Annotated in this window: 13 protein-coding genes; 2 read left to right on the forward strand and 11 right to left on the reverse strand. The window is 67.4% G+C overall.

Going from position 1 to position 16,987, the window contains the following annotated elements; translation table 11 throughout:
- Positions 1–30: 30 nt before the first annotated feature.
- Positions 31–1,206, forward strand: coding sequence for a DegT/DnrJ/EryC1/StrS family aminotransferase (locus tag AB0I79_RS45750; RefSeq protein WP_357887355.1), 1,176 nt, complete (start codon positions 31–33; stop codon positions 1,204–1,206).
- An 87-nt stretch (positions 1,207–1,293) separates the two neighbouring features.
- On the opposite strand, the gene AB0I79_RS45755 is transcribed toward AB0I79_RS45750, so the two are convergent.
- A complete protein-coding gene (locus AB0I79_RS45755) occupies positions 1,294–2,235 on the reverse strand; it encodes a class I SAM-dependent methyltransferase (protein ID WP_357887358.1) in 942 nt (313 codons plus the stop codon).
- Between the two features lie 135 nt (positions 2,236–2,370).
- On the opposite strand from AB0I79_RS45755, the gene AB0I79_RS45760 reads away from it, so the two are divergent.
- Positions 2,371–3,738, forward strand: a complete 1,368-nt coding sequence (locus AB0I79_RS45760) for a glycosyltransferase (RefSeq protein WP_357887361.1) — start codon at positions 2,371–2,373, stop codon at positions 3,736–3,738.
- Here the strand turns inward: AB0I79_RS45760 and AB0I79_RS45765 are convergent.
- From AB0I79_RS45765 to AB0I79_RS45810, 10 genes are all read right to left on the reverse strand, one after another.
- A complete protein-coding gene (locus AB0I79_RS45765) occupies positions 3,692–5,602 on the reverse strand; it encodes an AfsR/SARP family transcriptional regulator (protein ID WP_357887364.1) in 1,911 nt (636 codons plus the stop codon). The genes AB0I79_RS45760 and AB0I79_RS45765 overlap by 47 nt on opposite strands.
- A gap of 109 nt (positions 5,603–5,711) precedes the next feature.
- Positions 5,712–6,419 (reverse strand): ABC-2 family transporter protein, encoded by a 708-nt coding sequence (locus tag AB0I79_RS45770; RefSeq protein WP_357887367.1) that lies wholly within the window; start codon positions 6,417–6,419, stop codon positions 5,712–5,714.
- A gap of 91 nt (positions 6,420–6,510) precedes the next feature.
- On the reverse strand, positions 6,511–7,293 hold the full coding sequence (locus tag AB0I79_RS45775) for an ABC-2 family transporter protein (protein WP_357887370.1): 783 nt from the start codon (positions 7,291–7,293) through the stop codon (positions 6,511–6,513).
- Positions 7,294–7,301: 8 nt separating this feature from the next.
- Positions 7,302–8,300 carry an ATP-binding cassette domain-containing protein gene (locus AB0I79_RS45780; protein ID WP_357887373.1) on the reverse strand — a complete coding sequence of 333 codons (999 nt, stop codon included), beginning with the start codon at positions 8,298–8,300 and terminating at the stop codon, positions 7,302–7,304.
- Positions 8,291–9,646: a glycosyltransferase family 2 protein gene (locus AB0I79_RS45785; protein ID WP_357887376.1), complete on the reverse strand. Its 1,356-nt coding sequence runs from the start codon at positions 9,644–9,646 to the stop codon at positions 8,291–8,293. The genes AB0I79_RS45780 and AB0I79_RS45785 overlap by 10 nt, the downstream gene beginning before the upstream one ends.
- Before the next feature lie 92 nt (positions 9,647–9,738).
- Positions 9,739–9,924 carry a hypothetical protein gene (locus AB0I79_RS45790; protein ID WP_357887379.1) on the reverse strand — a complete coding sequence of 62 codons (186 nt, stop codon included), beginning with the start codon at positions 9,922–9,924 and terminating at the stop codon, positions 9,739–9,741.
- A 110-nt stretch (positions 9,925–10,034) separates the two neighbouring features.
- Entirely contained in the window at positions 10,035–11,951 is a 1,917-nt protein-coding gene (locus AB0I79_RS45795) for a TOMM precursor leader peptide-binding protein (RefSeq protein WP_357887382.1), read from the reverse strand.
- On the reverse strand, positions 11,948–13,867 hold the full coding sequence (locus AB0I79_RS45800) for a TOMM precursor leader peptide-binding protein (RefSeq protein WP_357887385.1): 1,920 nt from the start codon (positions 13,865–13,867) through the stop codon (positions 11,948–11,950). The genes AB0I79_RS45795 and AB0I79_RS45800 overlap by 4 nt, the downstream gene beginning before the upstream one ends.
- Positions 13,868–13,913: 46 nt before the next feature.
- Positions 13,914–15,290 carry a nitroreductase family protein gene (locus AB0I79_RS45805; RefSeq protein WP_357887388.1) on the reverse strand — a complete coding sequence of 459 codons (1,377 nt, stop codon included), beginning with the start codon at positions 15,288–15,290 and terminating at the stop codon, positions 13,914–13,916.
- Positions 15,291–15,303: 13 nt separating this feature from the next.
- Positions 15,304–16,656: a winged helix-turn-helix domain-containing protein gene (locus AB0I79_RS45810; RefSeq protein WP_357887391.1), complete on the reverse strand. Its 1,353-nt coding sequence runs from the start codon at positions 16,654–16,656 to the stop codon at positions 15,304–15,306.
- Between the last annotated feature and the right edge of the window lie 331 nt (positions 16,657–16,987).

A 16,987-nucleotide genomic window follows, 5' to 3' on the forward strand; every position in this document is an offset into this window, starting at 1 on the left:
CGACCGCGGTCCCGCGGAAGGACATCATCCATGACCCTGGCCATCGACGGCGGCACCCCCGTTCGCACCGACCCCTGGCCGTCGTGGCCGCCCCCGATGGACGACGCCCAGCGCGCGCTCGTCACCGCCGTGCTGGACAGCGGCCGGTGGGGCGCCACACAGGGCGGCCGGGCCTGCTCCGACCTGGTCGCCGCGTTCGCCCGCCGCTCCGGCGTCGAGCACGGCGTCGCCGTCGGAAACGCCACGCTCGGCCTGTTCGCCGCGCTGCGCGGGCTCGGCGTCGGGCCCGGTGACGAGGTGATCGTGCCGGCGTACACGTTCGTCGCCACCGCCACGGCGGTCCTGCTCGCCGGCGCCACACCGGTTGTCGTGGACGTCGACGCCACCGACCTCCACCTGTCCGCACCCGCGGTGCAAGCGGCAATCACCCCCCGCACCGCCGCGCTCGTGCCGGTGCACCTCGCGGGGAGCCCGGCCGACATGGACCCCCTGAACGCCATCGCGGCGCGGCACGGCCTGGCCGTCGTCGAGGACGCGGCCCAGGCGCACGGCGCCACCTACCGCGACCGCCCCGTCGGCGGGCTGGGCGACGCCGGGGTCTACAGCTTCCAGTCCAGCAAGGCGATGACGGCGGGGGAGGGCGGCCTCATCGTCTGCCGCGACGGCGAGGTCCACGAGGCCGTCTGGTCGGTCTGCAACGTCGGCCGCACCCTGGACGGCGCCTGGTACGGCCATCCGCGCGTCGGCTGGAACCTGCGCCTGACCGAGATCCAGGCCGCCCTGCTGCTGCCCTGGCTGGACCGGCTCGACGACGAGATCGACCGCAGGAACACCTTCGCCGCCGCCGTCGCCCGCGAGCTGCCCGCGGCATGGGCGAGCGTGGTCCCGCAACCGCCCGGCACCACGCGCGACTCGCGCCACCTGCTCATGCTGCGCGTCCACGTCCCCTTCGACCGGCCGTTCCTGCTGGCGGCCATGGCCGCAGAAGGGGTCCCCCTCGACGGCGGCTATCCGCCGCTCGGCACGATGCCCGCCCTGACCGAGGCGGGCGCCCGCACGGAGCCCTGCCCGTCGGCGGAGGCGGCGGCTCGCGACGTGCTCTGGGTCCGCCAGGCCATGCTCATGGACGACCCCGCCGGCGCCGCTCACATCGCCGAGGCCCTGGCCAAGGTTCTCGCGAGCATGCCCGAGCCCGGATCGGGATAGCTCGCACGCCATTCGCCCGGGCGCCGGGTCTGCCCAGGGGGCTCGGTTCCTCCTTGTCGTGCGTCAGTGGACCTTCACCGACAGAGGTCAACGGTCCACGACCAACCATGCACCGTGGTCTTCGAAGGTGGTGCTGTGGCCACCCAACCGTTCGCCCATGTCAGCCAGGCGGCCCACATCGAAGCGTTGGCAATGGCCGAAGTACGGGTCAGGAGTCTCCTCGATGGGGACATTGATGATCAGCCGTTGTGCTGTGCGCTTCCACAGCACGTCGAGGGCGCGAGCGGCTGTGTCGCTGTCGAGATGTTCAAGCAGGTGAATGGCGGTAACGGTATCGAAGCGAGGCAGGAATTCGACTCGCGGGTCGAACAGGTCAGCCGCCAGGAAATCTGCGCCCGAAATGCCCTGGTCCTCGGCGTACTTCCTCGCCGCCTGGATGAAGAATTCCTCGATGTCCAGACCGACCAGTTGGGGGCTTGGATGACCGGTGGCAGGCAGATCTGCGCTGAGCAGCAGCGGCAGGAATCCGTGACACGTTCCGGCATCCAGTAGCGATTCTCCAAGCCGCAGTTCGCGCACTCGTCGATAAATCACGCTGAACGGTTGGATGAAGTCCGTCGGATCGATATCGCCGGGCGGCTCACGCAGGGCCTTCAGGGTGTTCCGGTAGAACCAGCGCGAGCAGGTGTAAGGGTCGGCGTGCACGGAGTAGAGCGTGATCGTCATGAGTTGGTTGAAGAGCGCGTGGGGTTCCTTTTCCCAGACGCCCCACACAGGCAGATCCATCCCGAACCTATGCCGCGTGCTGGCCAACATCGGGATCAGCGAGTGCCGAATGTGTTTGCCGACATTGTTGTCGATCTCTGACAGGTGAAGATCGTGGACCACCATCAATTCGGGCTCGATGTCACGATCGGCACCTCCTGGCGGATTGAGCCAGTGAAGTGTGAACGGTCCCGCTTGCGCTACTGGCTCATGCGCCCGCGTGAGGCGTTCCACAAGTCTGTGGTGGCGGTGGATGGAGAACATGCCGCCCGAGGATATCGGCGGTCCCCTCGCCCGGGCCATGTCGGCCGTACCCCTCCGACCAGGGTGTTTAGGTTTGCCCAAGGCTTGCCCAAGCCGCGTTGGTCAGCCTCGCATCGTACGGCGCGAGGAGGCGGCATGCGAGGAGTGGGCGAAGTGATGCAGAACGGGAGACAGAGGCCCGGGCCCGATCTCAGCGTTGTGATCCCCACGCACCGTCAGGCCCATTGCCTGGAACCGGTCTTGGAGTCGCTCGCTCGCCAGACCTTGCCCGAGGAAGCGTTCGAGGTCGTGGTGGTGGAGGATCCCAGTGAGGTGTCCTACGAGGCGGCCGCCGAAAGGGCCTTGGAGCTCGGATTCCGCTTCGAGACACTTCCCGGCCGCGCGGGTCGCAGCGCAACCCGGAACCATGCAGTGAACCTGGCTCACGGCAACGTCCTGCTCTTCCTCGACGGCGACTGCTATGCAGAGCCTGGCCTGCTGGAAAGCCACTGGCGCTTCCACAAGGACGCGCCCGGCCCACGGGCGGCGCTGGGCTCTCGGCTCGAGATCACCTCGCTGGGGTTCGCTGGACGACTGATGCGTGGCGAGGCGATCTCGGCGGAAGAACGCGGCCGGCACTGCTTCGACATGAGGTTCCCCGCCGGGTTGCCGGCTGAGGCTGTGCGGCTGGCCATGGAGACCCCCTGGCTGTACGCGTACACGAACGTCTCCGTGCCGCGGGCGCTCGTGACCTCGGTGGGAGGTTTCGACGAGCAGTTCGGTCTCCAGTGGGGGCTGGAGGACATCGACCTGTTCTACCGCGTCTATGTGCGCATGGGCCGTCTACCAGATGCCTTCGTCTACGACGAGTCGATGGTCGCGTACCATCTGCCGCACTATCGCAACCGGGGCTCGGAAATCGGCCAATTCCTGGGGAACGAGCCCTACTTTCGCCGGAAACATGCTCATTTCGAGGTTGAACCGAGTGTCGACCTGCCCGATATATCCGCCTACCAGATCCGCCTCTACCGGCAGCGAGTGGCTCAATTCACTGCCTCCGGGGCTGGTCGCACCGACGAGTCCACCTGGCGCCGCGTGGAAGAATTGCTGTCCACCTGGCCGACCCCGCGTGTCCTGTACGCCGGGCTGGGGACCGCCGACCTTCCGTTGCCATCAGGCACGATCACGGTGGACCACGGCGCTCCGCCATCACGGTCGAATGAGCATGTGCTCGGTCTATCCACGGGTTACCCCGAACGGGCCTTCGACCTCGTCATCAATGTGGATCTTTGGCGTCTGCTCCACTGGCAGGACTTCTGCGCCCATGTGAGCGAGGCCCTACGGATCGCTGATGAGCTGTTGCTCATCCGCACGGCCCAACCCGGCGACCGCCGGATCGAGATCGACGGTGACCCGGCCGCAGACGATCGAGACCTGGAGTACTTCCTGCGTGCGCTGCGGTCACACGTCTCCGTCATCACTGACCGCAGCGAAACGGGTGCGTTGCTGATCCGGTGCCGATGACCGCCATCACCGAATGCTGCGGTGCGGCACCGTGCTCGATACTGGTGTAGTAGCCGATCATCCGTGCTCTCACTGCGTGGAGCTCCGGCTCGGAATCCACGCTCCGCGCCAGCTCACCGGCATAGGAGCGGGCAAGGTAAGGCAAGGTGTACCGGCCCGGTACGGACTCGGCGAGCAGCCGCGCTTCGGCCAATTCTGCGCACAATCGGGCGACGCGCTCCACGGGCATTGCCGCCATGCAGGCTGCGGCGTCCAGGCTGATGTCCGGCCCTGGGCACAGTCCCAAGATTCGGAACAGTCGCGCTGTCTGCGGGCGCAACGCCTGGTAGGACGCGGAGAAGACCGCGCGGATGTCCGTCGTGAGGTCCTGAGTCGCCAGGGTGTCCAGCTGCCGCGGGGTGTCAGCCAGGTCGCGGGCGATCGCGAGCAGGGGGAACCCAGGACTTGTGGCGGCTCGGGCGGCCGCGATGGCCAACGCCAACGGCAGCCCCGCGCAGGCAGCCAGGATCTCCGTCACGGCCCTCGGTTCGCTCGAAAGGCGTTCGGCACCGAGCCGGGCGGCCAGCAATTGGCGCGCCTCATCCTCATCGAGCACATCCAGCGACACGGGCCGGGCTCCCTCGGCGACGATCAATCCGGTCAGGGTGCTGCGGCTGGTCACCACTGCCATGCTGCCTGACCGGCTCGGCAACAGCGGCCGCACCTGAGCAGCGTCGCGGGCGTTGTCCAGCAGCACCAGCACTCGCTTGCCGGCCAGCCTGCTACGGTAATGGCCCATCCGGGCCTCCACGCTCGTCGGGATCCGCTCGGCCGGAACACCCAGCAGCTCGAGCAGGGCCTGAAGGGCTTGCGACGGATCGAGCGCCGGACTCGCCGGATCGAAACCACGCAGGTCCAGGTAGAGCTGCCCATCGGGGAAAGCGTCGCGATTCTGATGCGCCCAGTGGACGGCAAGCGTCGTCTTTCCCACCCCGCCAGAGCCGGACACTGCGACAACCGGAGCCTGTACAGCGAGCAGCCGGTCCAGCAGGTCCATTTCGTTGCGACGACCCACGAATCCGGGCGGGTCAAGGGGCAGGTTCGCCGGCACTACGTGCGTGCCCGACGACAGCATCTGCGGCGACATCGCCTCGTCCGGCGGCGCAAGGCTGCTGTCGGCGCCGAGCAGGCGGCGATGCAGGTGCTGCAGAGCAGGGCTGGGATCGCACCCGAGCTGTTCGACCAGTCGTTGGCGTAATCGGGTGTAGTGCGCAAGGGCATCTGCCTGCCGACCGGACCGGTAGAGAGCCAGCATCAACTGCCCGGCCAGCCGTTCGTTCAGCGGGTGTGCGGCTGCCGCGGTCGCCAGCTCGGGCAGGAGACGATCATGGTCGCCGCGGCGCAGCCACAGGTCGTTGCGATCGAGGAACGCGGACAGGTGCTGGTTGACGAGTGTGTCTCTGACCCCGTTCAGCCACGGCAGATCCAGGTCCTTGAAAGGCTCGCCGCGCCACAGCGCCAGCGCCCGGTTCCACAGCCCGATGGACGCCCCCGCGTCGTCCGCAGCTCTGGCCTCGGACACCAGGTGCTGAAACCGGTGCATGTCCACCGCTGTCGGCTCGATGTCGAGCACATACCCGCCACCTGTACGGACGATGGGGACACCGCCCAACAGGTGACGTAAACGGGAGAGATAGGTGTAGATGGTCTCCCGGGAGGCTCGTGGGGGTGCACCGTCCCAGAGACGGTCGACCAGATCGTCCACCGTCACCCTCCGGCCGGCCTCCACGAGAAGAATCGCCAGCACGCCCCGCTGCCTGGCGTGGAGGTCGACGCGTCTGCCCCCTACCCGGGCTTCGACACCACCCAGAATGACGAACTCCATCCGCGTTTCCCCTTTGCTATCCCGACGACTTCGGGGAGCAAGGGCGAGGTTAGCGAGCGCGGGTATGGCGGCGGTATGTCCGGCTCACCGGGCAGGTTCGCTCACAGGATCAGTGCCCGGTGCTCTCGTACCGTCTCACGCCTGCCCTGAACGCCAGCCCGCCGATCAGCAAGCAGGCCATCGCCACCACCGGCGTCAGCGCGCCCAGCCATCCGTGCGGCCCTCGGTCGAAAAGGTGAGCGGCTGGAAAGAACCCCACGAATGCGACCGGCACGATCGTCAAGACGATGCGCAGGTCGGGTCCGTAGACGCTGATCGGATAGCGGGCAAGGTCACCGAGCGCCTGCGTCGCATAGGCCAAGGCGCTCGATGGGCTCAACAGCCAGAAGGAGGCTGCGCCGGCAGCCAGATTGATGCCCAGCCTGACCAGAATGGCGCTCACGAAGAGGATCAGCGCCCATATGACCGTAAGACCTGTCCAGTTGGTGTCCACATGGGCCAGGCCGGCACTCAGCAGGACAACGCCCATCGTGAGGTTACCGAGCCCGTTCATCCCCACGGCGGAACTCATCACCTGAAGGACGACAGGCATCGGCCGCACCAGCAAGTAGTCGAGCTCACCACCGTTGATCATCGAAGCCAAGTGCCATGTTCCCTCGAACAACAGGGAACAGACACCTTCGGCGCTGATCACCATGGCATAGACGCAGACGACCTCCCATTGCTTCCATCCGGCCAGCACGGGAAGGTGCGAGAACACGGTGAGCAGAAAGATCAAACCGGCAAGCTGGGTGAGGACGGCCGCGGCGGCCAGCAAGATCGCGTCAGTCCTGTACTCGAGGACGGCTCGCAGGTGCACCCCCAAACATCGCCTGTACAGCCACAGCAGCCGGCGCGTCGACCTCATCTCATCCCCCATGAACCGTGATCTGCCGCAGCCCCCGTGACCAGGCCACCCGTCCGATGAGCCACAAGGCGGCGATCCAGACGACCTGCCAGCAGAACAGGAGAGCCGCCTCCCCATCCCTGACCCGGCCGACGAAAATCAGTGCGGGTGTGGAGACCATGCTCGGAAAGGGGGACATCTGGCACAGAGATTGCAACCAGGCCGGATAGAGCTCGACAGGTATCAGCGATCCGGACAGAACCCCGGCGATCCCTGCCCGGGCCCAGCTGACACCCTGGTAGTTCTGCGTCCAGAAGCAGGCGACGCCGGTCAGATAGACGATGCCGAACTTGAGCGGCACCACCGCGCACAGGCTGGCCACGAACAGCAGCCCCTGCCAGCCGGTCGGCAGGGGCACCGGGGCGACCACGGAGATCATCATCACGCCGATGGAACCGACCGCCAGGAGTTCCACGCCCAGGAAACCGAGGGTCTCGGCCCAGCGCGCCAGCTGGAAGTCCACCGGCTTGGTCAGGTCGAGCGCGACCATGCCGGAGAGCACCCGGCCTGCCAGCAGCAGGTCGGTGTACCCCGAGACCAAGGCGTTGGCGGCGAATGCCACCAACAGGTATCCCTTCATCTCATGCCAGGTGAAACCCGCGAGCCGGGAGGGGCTTGCCTCGCTCAGCAACGCCTGCCAGACCGCCAGCATCGCAACTGCCTGCACGACGGTTCCGAGCAGGATGAGCAGGAAGTTCATCCGATAGACGCGCAGCGATCTCCATGAGTTGCGCGCGAGGCTCACGTACCCCTTCATCGGAGTTCGTAATCGCGTGCGTAGATCCTGCGTACGACGTCCTCGATCCTGGGCTCGTCGATCCACATGTCGACGATGTCCGCCTGCGCGGCCACCGCCTTGGTCACCTGACCGGCCGTGAACGTCAGCCGGTCGAAGGTGACCGACAAGTGGCGGGATGAGCCGCCTTGGCTCGCCCTGACGCCCGGCAGCGACCGTACGAGGTCAGGTGGCGCCGCGCCGGCGAGTGCGAAATGAACGGTCCTGTCCGTGGCCAGCAAGTCCTTGATCGTGGCGATGGGCCCGTCGAAGACGATCGAGCCCGCATCGATGATGACGATCCGCTGGCACAAGTCCTCGATGTCGGCGAGGTCGTGGGTGGTGAGCAGGATGGTCGTACCCTGCTCACACAGGCGCCTCAGCATGGTGCGCACCTGGTCCTTCGCGGTGATGTCCAGACCGATCGTCGGTTCGTCCAGGTAGAGCACAGCCGGATCGTGCAGCAACGCCGCGGCGAGATCGGCGCGCATCCGCTGCCCGAGAGAGAGCTTGCGTGCCATCACCGGCAGGAGTTCCCCGAGGGCGAATGAGGCATCGAATTTGTCGAGCTGGGCGCGGTAGAGCCGCTCAGGCACGCCGTAGATGTCTCGCAGCAGCTCCAGGGAGTCGCGAACCGGTAAGTCCCACCACAACTGCGAACGCTGTCCGAAGAGCACCCCTATCCTGCGCGCGTTGGCGCGCCGCTGCCGGTGTGGTACGCATCCGGCCACCAGCACCTCACCCGCTGTGGGAACGACGATGCCGCTGAGGAGCTTCACGGTCGTCGACTTCCCGGCCCCGTTCGGCCCGACGTAGGCGACCGCTTCGCCGGCCTCGATTCGCAGATCCACGTCCCTGACCGCGGCATGTTCCTGGTAACGCGGCCGGATCAGGTGGCGCAGGGAACCAGTGAGGCCAGGAGATTTGTCCGCGAGGCGGAACACCTTGGTCAGGCCGTGCGCCTCGATCAGCGCCATCCGGCTTCACCGGCGGCCGTCTCGACTGCCGGCTGGAGTCGCAGCGCCATGGGCCCCGGTTCGTCATCCCCAGCCAGCAGTTCGGTGTGGAAGTGGTTGCCGAGTCCGCGGGCGAGGAAGACCAGCTTCTCCATGGCGGCCTCACGGCCGTCCGGCTGCGCATCGGCGATGACCAGGAACAAGGTCCCCGCCACCCGGACAGACTCGTCCACGAGGTGGTAGAACTCCGGCCGGCCAAGATGCTGCCAGACATCCACGTTCACCACCGCGTCGAAGCCGGCGTCCTCCAGCGGCATGGCGACGCCGAGAAGATGGAAGTTGGTTGCTGATGGCGGACGGCTGAAGTCGAACGTCACCGTCCCCTCTCCGGTCGGCAGGTTCTCCGTGCCGCTCCCCATCCACACCACGCGTGTCGCGCCAAGGGCTTCGAGCCTGGTGCTGATCCAGGGCAGCACAGGCGCGGTCCGGCCGGCACCGGACTCCGCGATCCGCGTGACCACCTTTCGGTAATGGCCGAGCAGGCGCGCGGTTTCGGCGGCCGGTCCCCATCCGGTGAGTTCCCATTCCAGGTGCGGATGCTTGCGCTGAACCCGGGACAGGTTGTCCGCATAGTCCCTGTACCAATCACCTAGCCGCCGATAGTGCGGCAAATGATGACAGAGGGCCGCATGATCATAGGTGAAAGCCTCCGCATCCCTGTCCAGCTCCACGTAAATCCGGTAGAAAAGTTCAGGATCCTCCCACCCCCACGTGGTGCCGAACGCCTCGTCGAATCCGTCGACCGCCACCACCAGGGCTCGGGGGACCGACACGTTGGCGGCCCAGGCGATCATCCAAGGCACCCGGAGCGCCATCGGGATCTGGGAGTCGCCGCCGGGAAAGCGCGTGTCGTCGCAGAGCGGGTCCACGACATCGTCCACAGACGTCTCGCTGCGCAGGATGGCGTGCAATTGCGGAGGACCCATCTCCAACCGTCGGCCTACCACGACCCGGGGGCCGTCCGAGTGATGGCCAAGATGACGCTGGAGAAGTTCCGGTGAGGCGTGGGAATCGGCGTCCAGGAACAGCATGACCCGGCCGCGGGCACGCGCGATGCCGTGGTTGCGGACCGCGGACCGGCCTCGCCGCTCAGGCAGCGTGATCAGCTGCAGGTCCAGCGGTTTGCCTGCCTCCACGACGGTCTCATATCCTGGATGGTCGCCGTCCCGAACCACGATCACCTCGAACCGCTCGGGCGCCAGGGTCTGGCGGGTGAGGGAGCGGAGCACGAGTTCAAGACATTCGGGGTCGCGGTGGGTTGGGATGATCACGCTGAGTTCGATGTCGTTGCCGTCCGGTGCCGCCATCGTTGGTTCTCCTATCGCCGGATGCCTCGGGTGGTAGCCGGGCGCGAGCCGCATCTTGTGCGGCTCGCGCCCGGCGGCCTTCGTGCCCTACCTCACGAGCGGCACCGGCAGCTGACGATGCAGCCGCACCCGCAGCATGTGGTCTGGCAGCCGCCGCAGCCGCCGCCTCTTCCGGCCTGAGCCATGTCGTTCGCCTCCAGGGCGGTGGGTGCCTCGATCACCCGGATGACGTCCAGAGCAAGGTCCGACACGTCGAGCACGGTGGTCGCCATGGTCATGATCTCTTCTCCATTCCCGACTGTTCGTGACCGACGAAGGCCACGAATCATGAAATGACCGTACGAACTACGCTTTCGCTGATCCACTGTGGTTATCGTTGGCTTAACACTCAGGGGAAAGGGTGCGGGTAGGCATTGATTTCGGCTTCGGGCAACGGCTGGCTCCGGTAGCCGAGCCGTACCGGAGCCGTCCGCAACCGTGGCAGCCCGTTGGCGCGCCGGTGACGGTGGCCGAAGGTCATCGGCAGCGTTCCGGGAATGATGACCTTGACGCAGTGGAGGTCAGCGGCACGATGCTCGCTTGACGTCTGATCCACCACCAGCACATCGAGTCCTTCTGCCAGGTAACGGTCCACTACCTGGTCAAGGTCAGTGCGTAGATCGTCGGCAGGCCTGTGCCGGGCATCGAGCGGGAAGGCCTCTGCCATGTGCCGCATGCCCGAGCCCGTGAACAGGAACTCGAGACGCGGCCACGCCAGGGGTGAGGCGTAGGCGATCGCGTGGTCCTCCATCGTCCGGACCAACTCGGGATCAGCCGCCATCTTCTCCGCACGTTCAGGGTCTCTACGCAGTTCCTCCGCGGCCGCCCGGTAGGTGCTCGCCAGTTCCGACAACCCACCGCGCAGCGCCTGCTCCGGGTCCAGATGCGCGCCCGCGCTGAAGTACGCCTTTGGCACGCCTGGCCGGTCTTCCTCGTCGACCAGCGCCACCATCATGGCGGGCAGACCTTCCGGCATCGTGGCGTCGAAGACGTGCAGCCGGCACCCGCTGTCGCTTTCTATCTGGTTCACCAGCAGTCGGTTGACGGGATCGGCCGAGGTACGAGGATCGACCCTGGGCAGTGGAAGACGGGCGTACCAGGTGATCAGGAAGGCGTCTCGCTCGGCGACCTCGAAGACGCCGTGCAGGATGGCCTCTGCCAAGCTTCCCCCGAGCGCACAACCGTTGGAGCATTCGAACACGATGTGCTCGCACCCTTCGCCGTAATAGGCGACGCTCGCAGGCACCAACAGGGGCCCTCCACGCGCGAAGGAGTAGGCGTAGACCCAGCCCAGTCGCAGGTCGGACCGGTAGGCGAAATCCGGCGTGCACGGGTCCGCCACCGGCCGGTCCGGCAGTCCCAGCCGCACAGGGTCCAGGGCTCGCTCCGGGCCGAGTTCGTCGAACGAAGCGCGGACACTGACCTTGCGGGAGCGCGGGTTCAGTCCCCCCATCCTCTCCAGCGCTTCCGCTATCGCGACCACCGCGCTGGCGGTGTGGCTCGATGTTCTCCCGTATCCGTCGGCCGCGGAAGGGAACCCCGGACGGCCGGCGACCGCTTGTGCCACCGCCAAGGGCCCGGCCTCGCCGGACGGCACTCTCGGGATCAGCCCGTACCTGGAGTCGACATAGACGTCCAGGAGCTGTTCATGTTCGGCGACCAGATCGCGAACCCGGTAGGAAGTCCGTGACGGCTTGGGGGAGGGCGGAAGGACCAGCGTCCCGTCCGCGGGCGTGTTGTCGGGAAGGTTGCCGCAGTCCGGGCACAGGGGATCCGGCAGGAAGCGGCGCCGCCGTACCGCAAGGGTACGGGTGTCCAACTCCAGCACTGCCTGAGAGGTACGCGGCGTGGCGCCGTCACGCAGCGCGGCGCATTCCCCGGCGACAAGGGCGGCGATGGCCTCCAGCGTCGAAGCGGTCAACGGCGGCGGGGTCAGGCGGATCGCGCCGGACGACACTGCCTCACACAGGTCGCGCTGCCCTTCGGGCGCGGCGGCAAGAGCGGTCTCCTCGCGACGCCCGCGGCAGGTGTCGCACCCTGGTTCTCCCGGCGTGACGAGCGGGCCGATCGTGACCTGTCCAAGAGCGGCGCGGACCACGAGCACCGGCCGGCCGCGGCGGGCGGCTGAAGCGATGTCCTCCGCGGTGAGGCCGTCGCCGGGTTCGTCCGCGACAACGGTCTCGAGCGGCTCGCCGAGCGTGGCGGCTCCGATGGCCTGGGCCAGGGGGCCGTTGCATCGAGCGGCCGGCGGCTGACCTGCAGTCATCGAGCTCTCCTCGGACCGGGGACGACTGCGACCGCCGCCAGGAACGGCAGCACGTCATTGATCTCCTGGCATCTGTCGACGGGTGTCACCAGAACCTGGCGGCCACCCTCCGCCAGGCGCCGCAGCAGGGGTTCCAGGCGTCTGTCCCACTCGTCGTCACCCAGGTCCTGCGGGATCGCCACCTCGGAGATCGGATGGCCGACGATCGCAGCGATGGCGCCTTCTACCCCGGCTTCCAGCGCGGCGGACACCGTCAACGCGCAACCGCGAACCAGGTGTTCTCCGTTCACGGCCCGTACCGCGATCTCCGCTATCGGTCCAGCACGCAGCCACACCTCCAGCGGAGTCCCCAGCAGCTCGGCGGAATTCAGGAGATTTCGGGTCGCGGTATCAGGTTCATCCGGCTCGATCCTTCGCCAGCCCTTCTCCTCGGGCCGCTCCATCGGTACGGCGGTGCCGGCGTCCAAAGGCAGCCAGTCACCCAGCGGCCGCCGTCCGTGGCATCGCAGTAAGGCCCGCCCGACCGCCTCGTTCCAGGTGAACCCGCCGGCGACCTCCATCGGTTCGTCGCACGCCGGCGGTTCACAGCGCGCAGCGAGTTCGAGTCCCCCGAGCAGAGCGCGCTGACGTGCACGGGCCCGATCCGGGGCGACCGCGATGGCGACCAGCGGTCCAGACGCCAGGGCAGCCGGATCAGCCACCGTCGCAGCCACTGCGGCGAGCGGAACCTGCGTTCGATCAGCCTCGCCCACCTCGATCAGGGGTCCGAACCGCCGGTCCAGCAGGTCCGCTGCGCGCCGGAAGAGCACTTCCGCCGTCACAGCGGGGCGAACCGACAGGTGAGATATCCGGTCCGCCACCGGCGGCAGCTCGGGGGGCGCACAGGCTCGGCAGGACGGATGCGGATACAGCCGATGCTCCTGCGCGGTTGCGGTCGCCAGATCGATCACTGTGATCCGGGCGGCGGTCTCCTCGGTGTCAACGACGAGCCGGAAATAGCCCATCGCGAGCGTGGCGGCGACCATGCCGATCAGCGGTCCCGACAGATAGGGCTCGGCCGCGTCCGGCCGGTCAGAGAGGTCCAGCGCCGCCCATTCAGCATGATCGCGGGATACGGCACCCCGGGCGCGGCGTACGGCGCATTCCATGCAGCCGCCCGCGGTATCAGGCCCGGACGGCCCGACCCAGGCTGCGCCCGCGATCGGCAGAGCGTGCAACGACGGGATGCCGGCGGACCGGGCCGCCCGGGCGATGATCGCTGCTCTGCCCAGCATCGGCCTGTCGCTGCAATGGAGGATGGCATCGTAACCAGCGAACTCCGCCTCGAACCTATGCAGGTCGGAGCCGGGATCCGGCTCCGACACCATCGTCAACTGCTGGGCGGGATCGTCCTCCCGGCGTTCGGCAAGGATGGTCTGGTAGAGATCCGTCTCGGTGGGGACCTCTGAGGTGGTCCAGACGGCGGGGTGTCGCACCCCGATCCGAAGGATGCTCCGGACCAGGGCGGTCATCGTGCCGCCGGCGCCGACGAGGAGAACCTTGCCGAGGCGGAAGCGCTCGAATCGATGGGCTCCCGAGCCGCCCATGCCCTCGGCGAACGCGATCTCCTTCGCGTAGCGGCGCACTTCCCATGGCTCCAGCTCATGAGGCAGCTCGGTGGCCGCGTCGCGGGCCAGCCCATGGCGGAGCAGTTCCTGCGTCAGTTGTGTCACCACTTGGGCCGGTCGCGGTGGTAGCCCGGCCACGAGCTCGGCGACGCTCCGCGTGCCGTCCAGGAGTGGCGCAAGGCGTTCCAGCAGCGAGTGAAGACCGCCGCCCTGCAACCGCAGGCTGTGTGTATGCGTACGCAGGTAGAGCCCGTCCTCCACAGGCACGTACCAGCAGTCGTCGCGCAGCCGTGGTCTCGGATTCGTCATGAGGTTCTCCTGGAAGGGGGGGTTCCGGTCGGCATGCTCGGCTCGGTCACCAGAGCTCCAGCTCCAAGAATCCGGAGCCGGTTCCGGCCGTACCGAGCACGACTTGCACCAACGAGTTGTGGTCGGACGGCATGGCCAGAAGGGCATCCACGGCGGGGGCGTCGAAGCCCAGGATCGGCCTCGCCCCGAGCCCGACGGGATGCGCGGCCAGGCAGAGGCGCTGGACGATCACACCCGCCAGGAGGTGGAGCACTCGGTACCAGCGAGGCCCGACCGATCTGGCCTCGCCTTCCAACGGCCCTGCCACGAACACGTGAACCGCGCCGATCGGCGTGAGCTCCGTCGGGTCATACATGGCCGCAGCAAGCCGCTCAGGCGCGTCCACGGTGGCGCAAGGCATCAGAATGTGCGTCGCTGGATCGTAGCGATAGGCGCCAGGCTCGAGCCCGGTCACTCTGTTCACCACGCAGTAGAGCGAGAGTGCCGCCTCCTCACCGGTCGCGGCCATGACATCCGTCGGGATGTCCGCGGCCGCCTGTGCCAGCACCGCGGCGAGTTGGTCCGGCCGGATGGGACAAGGGACGAAGGCGGTTGCCGAGCGCCGGTGAAATGCCTCGGCCAGCACGTCGACCGGGGGCGCATCGGGCAGGGCGACGGCCGCCTGCGTAGGCACAGCGTTCTGGGCCGGCGGGAGGGGGCCGGAGTGCTCGGCGATTCCCGCCAGCTGATGCAGTTCCCGTACCTTCGGATCCGCGAGGCGGGCTAGCTCTTGATCGGCGTGGAGGCGATCGGCCGGGCAGGGCCTTGCCCACGCACGGTTCTCCATCCATCGGGTCCAGTCACGTCCATCGGGCGGCTCGGAAAGGATGGCGTACACAGAGAGCACCGTGGAGTCCAAGCCGAGAGCGCTGTCGATCGCATCCTGGTCGAAGAAGAAGTTCACCGTGTCGCCGGCGGCGTCCAAGGCGAGTAGCTGGCCGGTGAGCGCACCGAGGTCCAGGCAACCCAGCCGGTAGCCCACGGGCCCGTACTTCGCCGAGTTCTTCCATACCCGGCACGCAAGCAGGTAGCTGGGTTTCCCGCCGGGCAAGGGCGCTGCGCCGGCCACTTCCACCAGCTCGTGGTGGACGGCATCGTAGTGATACAGCCCGGCCGGCAAGTCCGCCGAGCCAGGCCAGCTCACGTACAGCTCGCTGGGATAATAGGCGCCGCCGGACGGAACCGCCCGGACCAGATGTGTCGTGCCCCTCCGTTGCGTGGTGTCACCAAAGCCGGTGAGCAGCCGGAAATGGGTTCTATTCGGCGCGCAGCCAAGCAGGTTCCGGCCGAGCGTGGCGATTCCCCTCTCATCGGACGGACCCTTCGGGAGGGAGGGCCAGGGCAGCCGGATTCTGCGTCCGCCGGCGTACCTGATCGAGGTCACCGCAGGCTGCGTACTAGGCCAGTTCATGAGGGCCTCCGATCCACCAGATCGATTCACGCTGCAGCGGACCGGGGTGTGCCAGCATGCGAGGCATCCGGCCGGCGAGCAACCCGAGCTGGGACGCATAGGAGCACACGGCGCGTCGTTTGGTGCGCCACTCGCTCCCGTCCAGCCGGAGTCGCTGCTCAGCTCCTGCCGCCGCCGCATGGGCCGGCAACGCCTGCCGTAACGGAACCGGCCTGGACCGGCCGGTAGAGGCCGGCGCGTCCGCATAGAAACCGATCTTGCGCTCCCGGGCTGAGCGCAGGATCTGCCACGTAGCGTCACGCACCCGGTGGCAGCCGGGATCATCTGTCATGCCGGCCGGTGCGATCACCGCCGTTGCGGGAGGTAAGCCGGCGAGGAACTCACGCAGAGTGTCAAGCTCATCACCTGCGCGAGGATCCTCCAGGTGAGGCAGGTGGATCGTGTCGGCATTCAGGATGGCGCATGCCGCGACATCCTCACCGGCTCGTACCCGAGCCGCCTCCGCAGCGCTGGTGAACCCGCACAGCCGGTCCCGGTCCGTCGGCGGCATCTGCTCTTCGGGCATCCCTCCGCACACCGTGACAACAGCGACCGTGCCGGCGTACCGGTGGATCAGGCCTGCCGCTCCAAGCACCGCGTCCGCGAACCGTGGAGAGATCACCACCAAACGCCAGCAGGACTCCGGTTCCGTCTCGTCCTGATTCGGGGCAACCATCCGATAGCCGACACCCCTGACCACCTCCACCCGCACGGCATCCTTGATCTTCGCGCGAAGCGTGGCGATGTGAACGTCCAACGTGCGTGAGCCGTTGCCATTCAGCGTCGGCCAGACCTCTGAGACGAACTCCTCCCGCTTGACCACCGTTCCGGGCCTGCGTGCCAGGATGGCCAGCACCTCGAATTCCTTGCGGGTCAGTTCCACCGGGGCGGCGCCCACGGACGCCTGGTGCCGGCCGATGTCGACTCGTAACGGTCCCACGTCAAGAATCTCCGGCGTGGCCTGGCGGATCCGGCGCAGCACGGCCTCCAGGCGGGCATGAAGCTCGGCGAAGCTGAACGGCTTGGTGACGTAGTCGTCGGCACCACTGCGCAAGGCCCTGACCCGGTCCTCCTCGGTGCAGTGGGCCGACAGCATCACGATTCCGACCGTGCTCGATCTGCGCAGCTCTCGGCACACGCCAAAACCGTCACCATCCGCGTGCGGGTCCATGACGACCAGATCCCACCCGGAATCCATGGAAGCGGCGGCCGCGGTCTGGACGTGCCGCACCTGGTACCCGACCCGCCGCAGCGCACTGCTCAGCGCCACGGCGAGCCGGACGTCCTTGTCGATGAGCAATAGCCTCCGCAACCGCCTACTCCTTCATCCCCGTAGCCCGGTGTAAGCCGCCGAGCAGACGGCTCCGACCGAACTGGCCCCTCCTGCGTCGGCCAAGTTGCAGCCTTCCGGCGCAAGCTAAAGGGAACCTTGAGGCGATCTAGCACAGGTGCTGATGCTCGCAATAGGTGGGCTTGTCGCTGCGCCTGTAGGGCCTGCTGAAGGGCGTTCAGTGCCTTTCGCAGTGCGAATCTCGTCATACTTAGGAGGCGTGGCCAGTCGTCCCGTTCATGGGGTGGAGAAGTCATGAGGGGGTTGCCGTGGGCCTTTCCTCGCGGAAAGACGGTGAAGC

This window comes from Nonomuraea sp. NPDC050202 (assembly GCF_040656115.1).
Lineage (GTDB): Bacteria > Actinomycetota > Actinomycetes > Streptosporangiales > Streptosporangiaceae > Nonomuraea.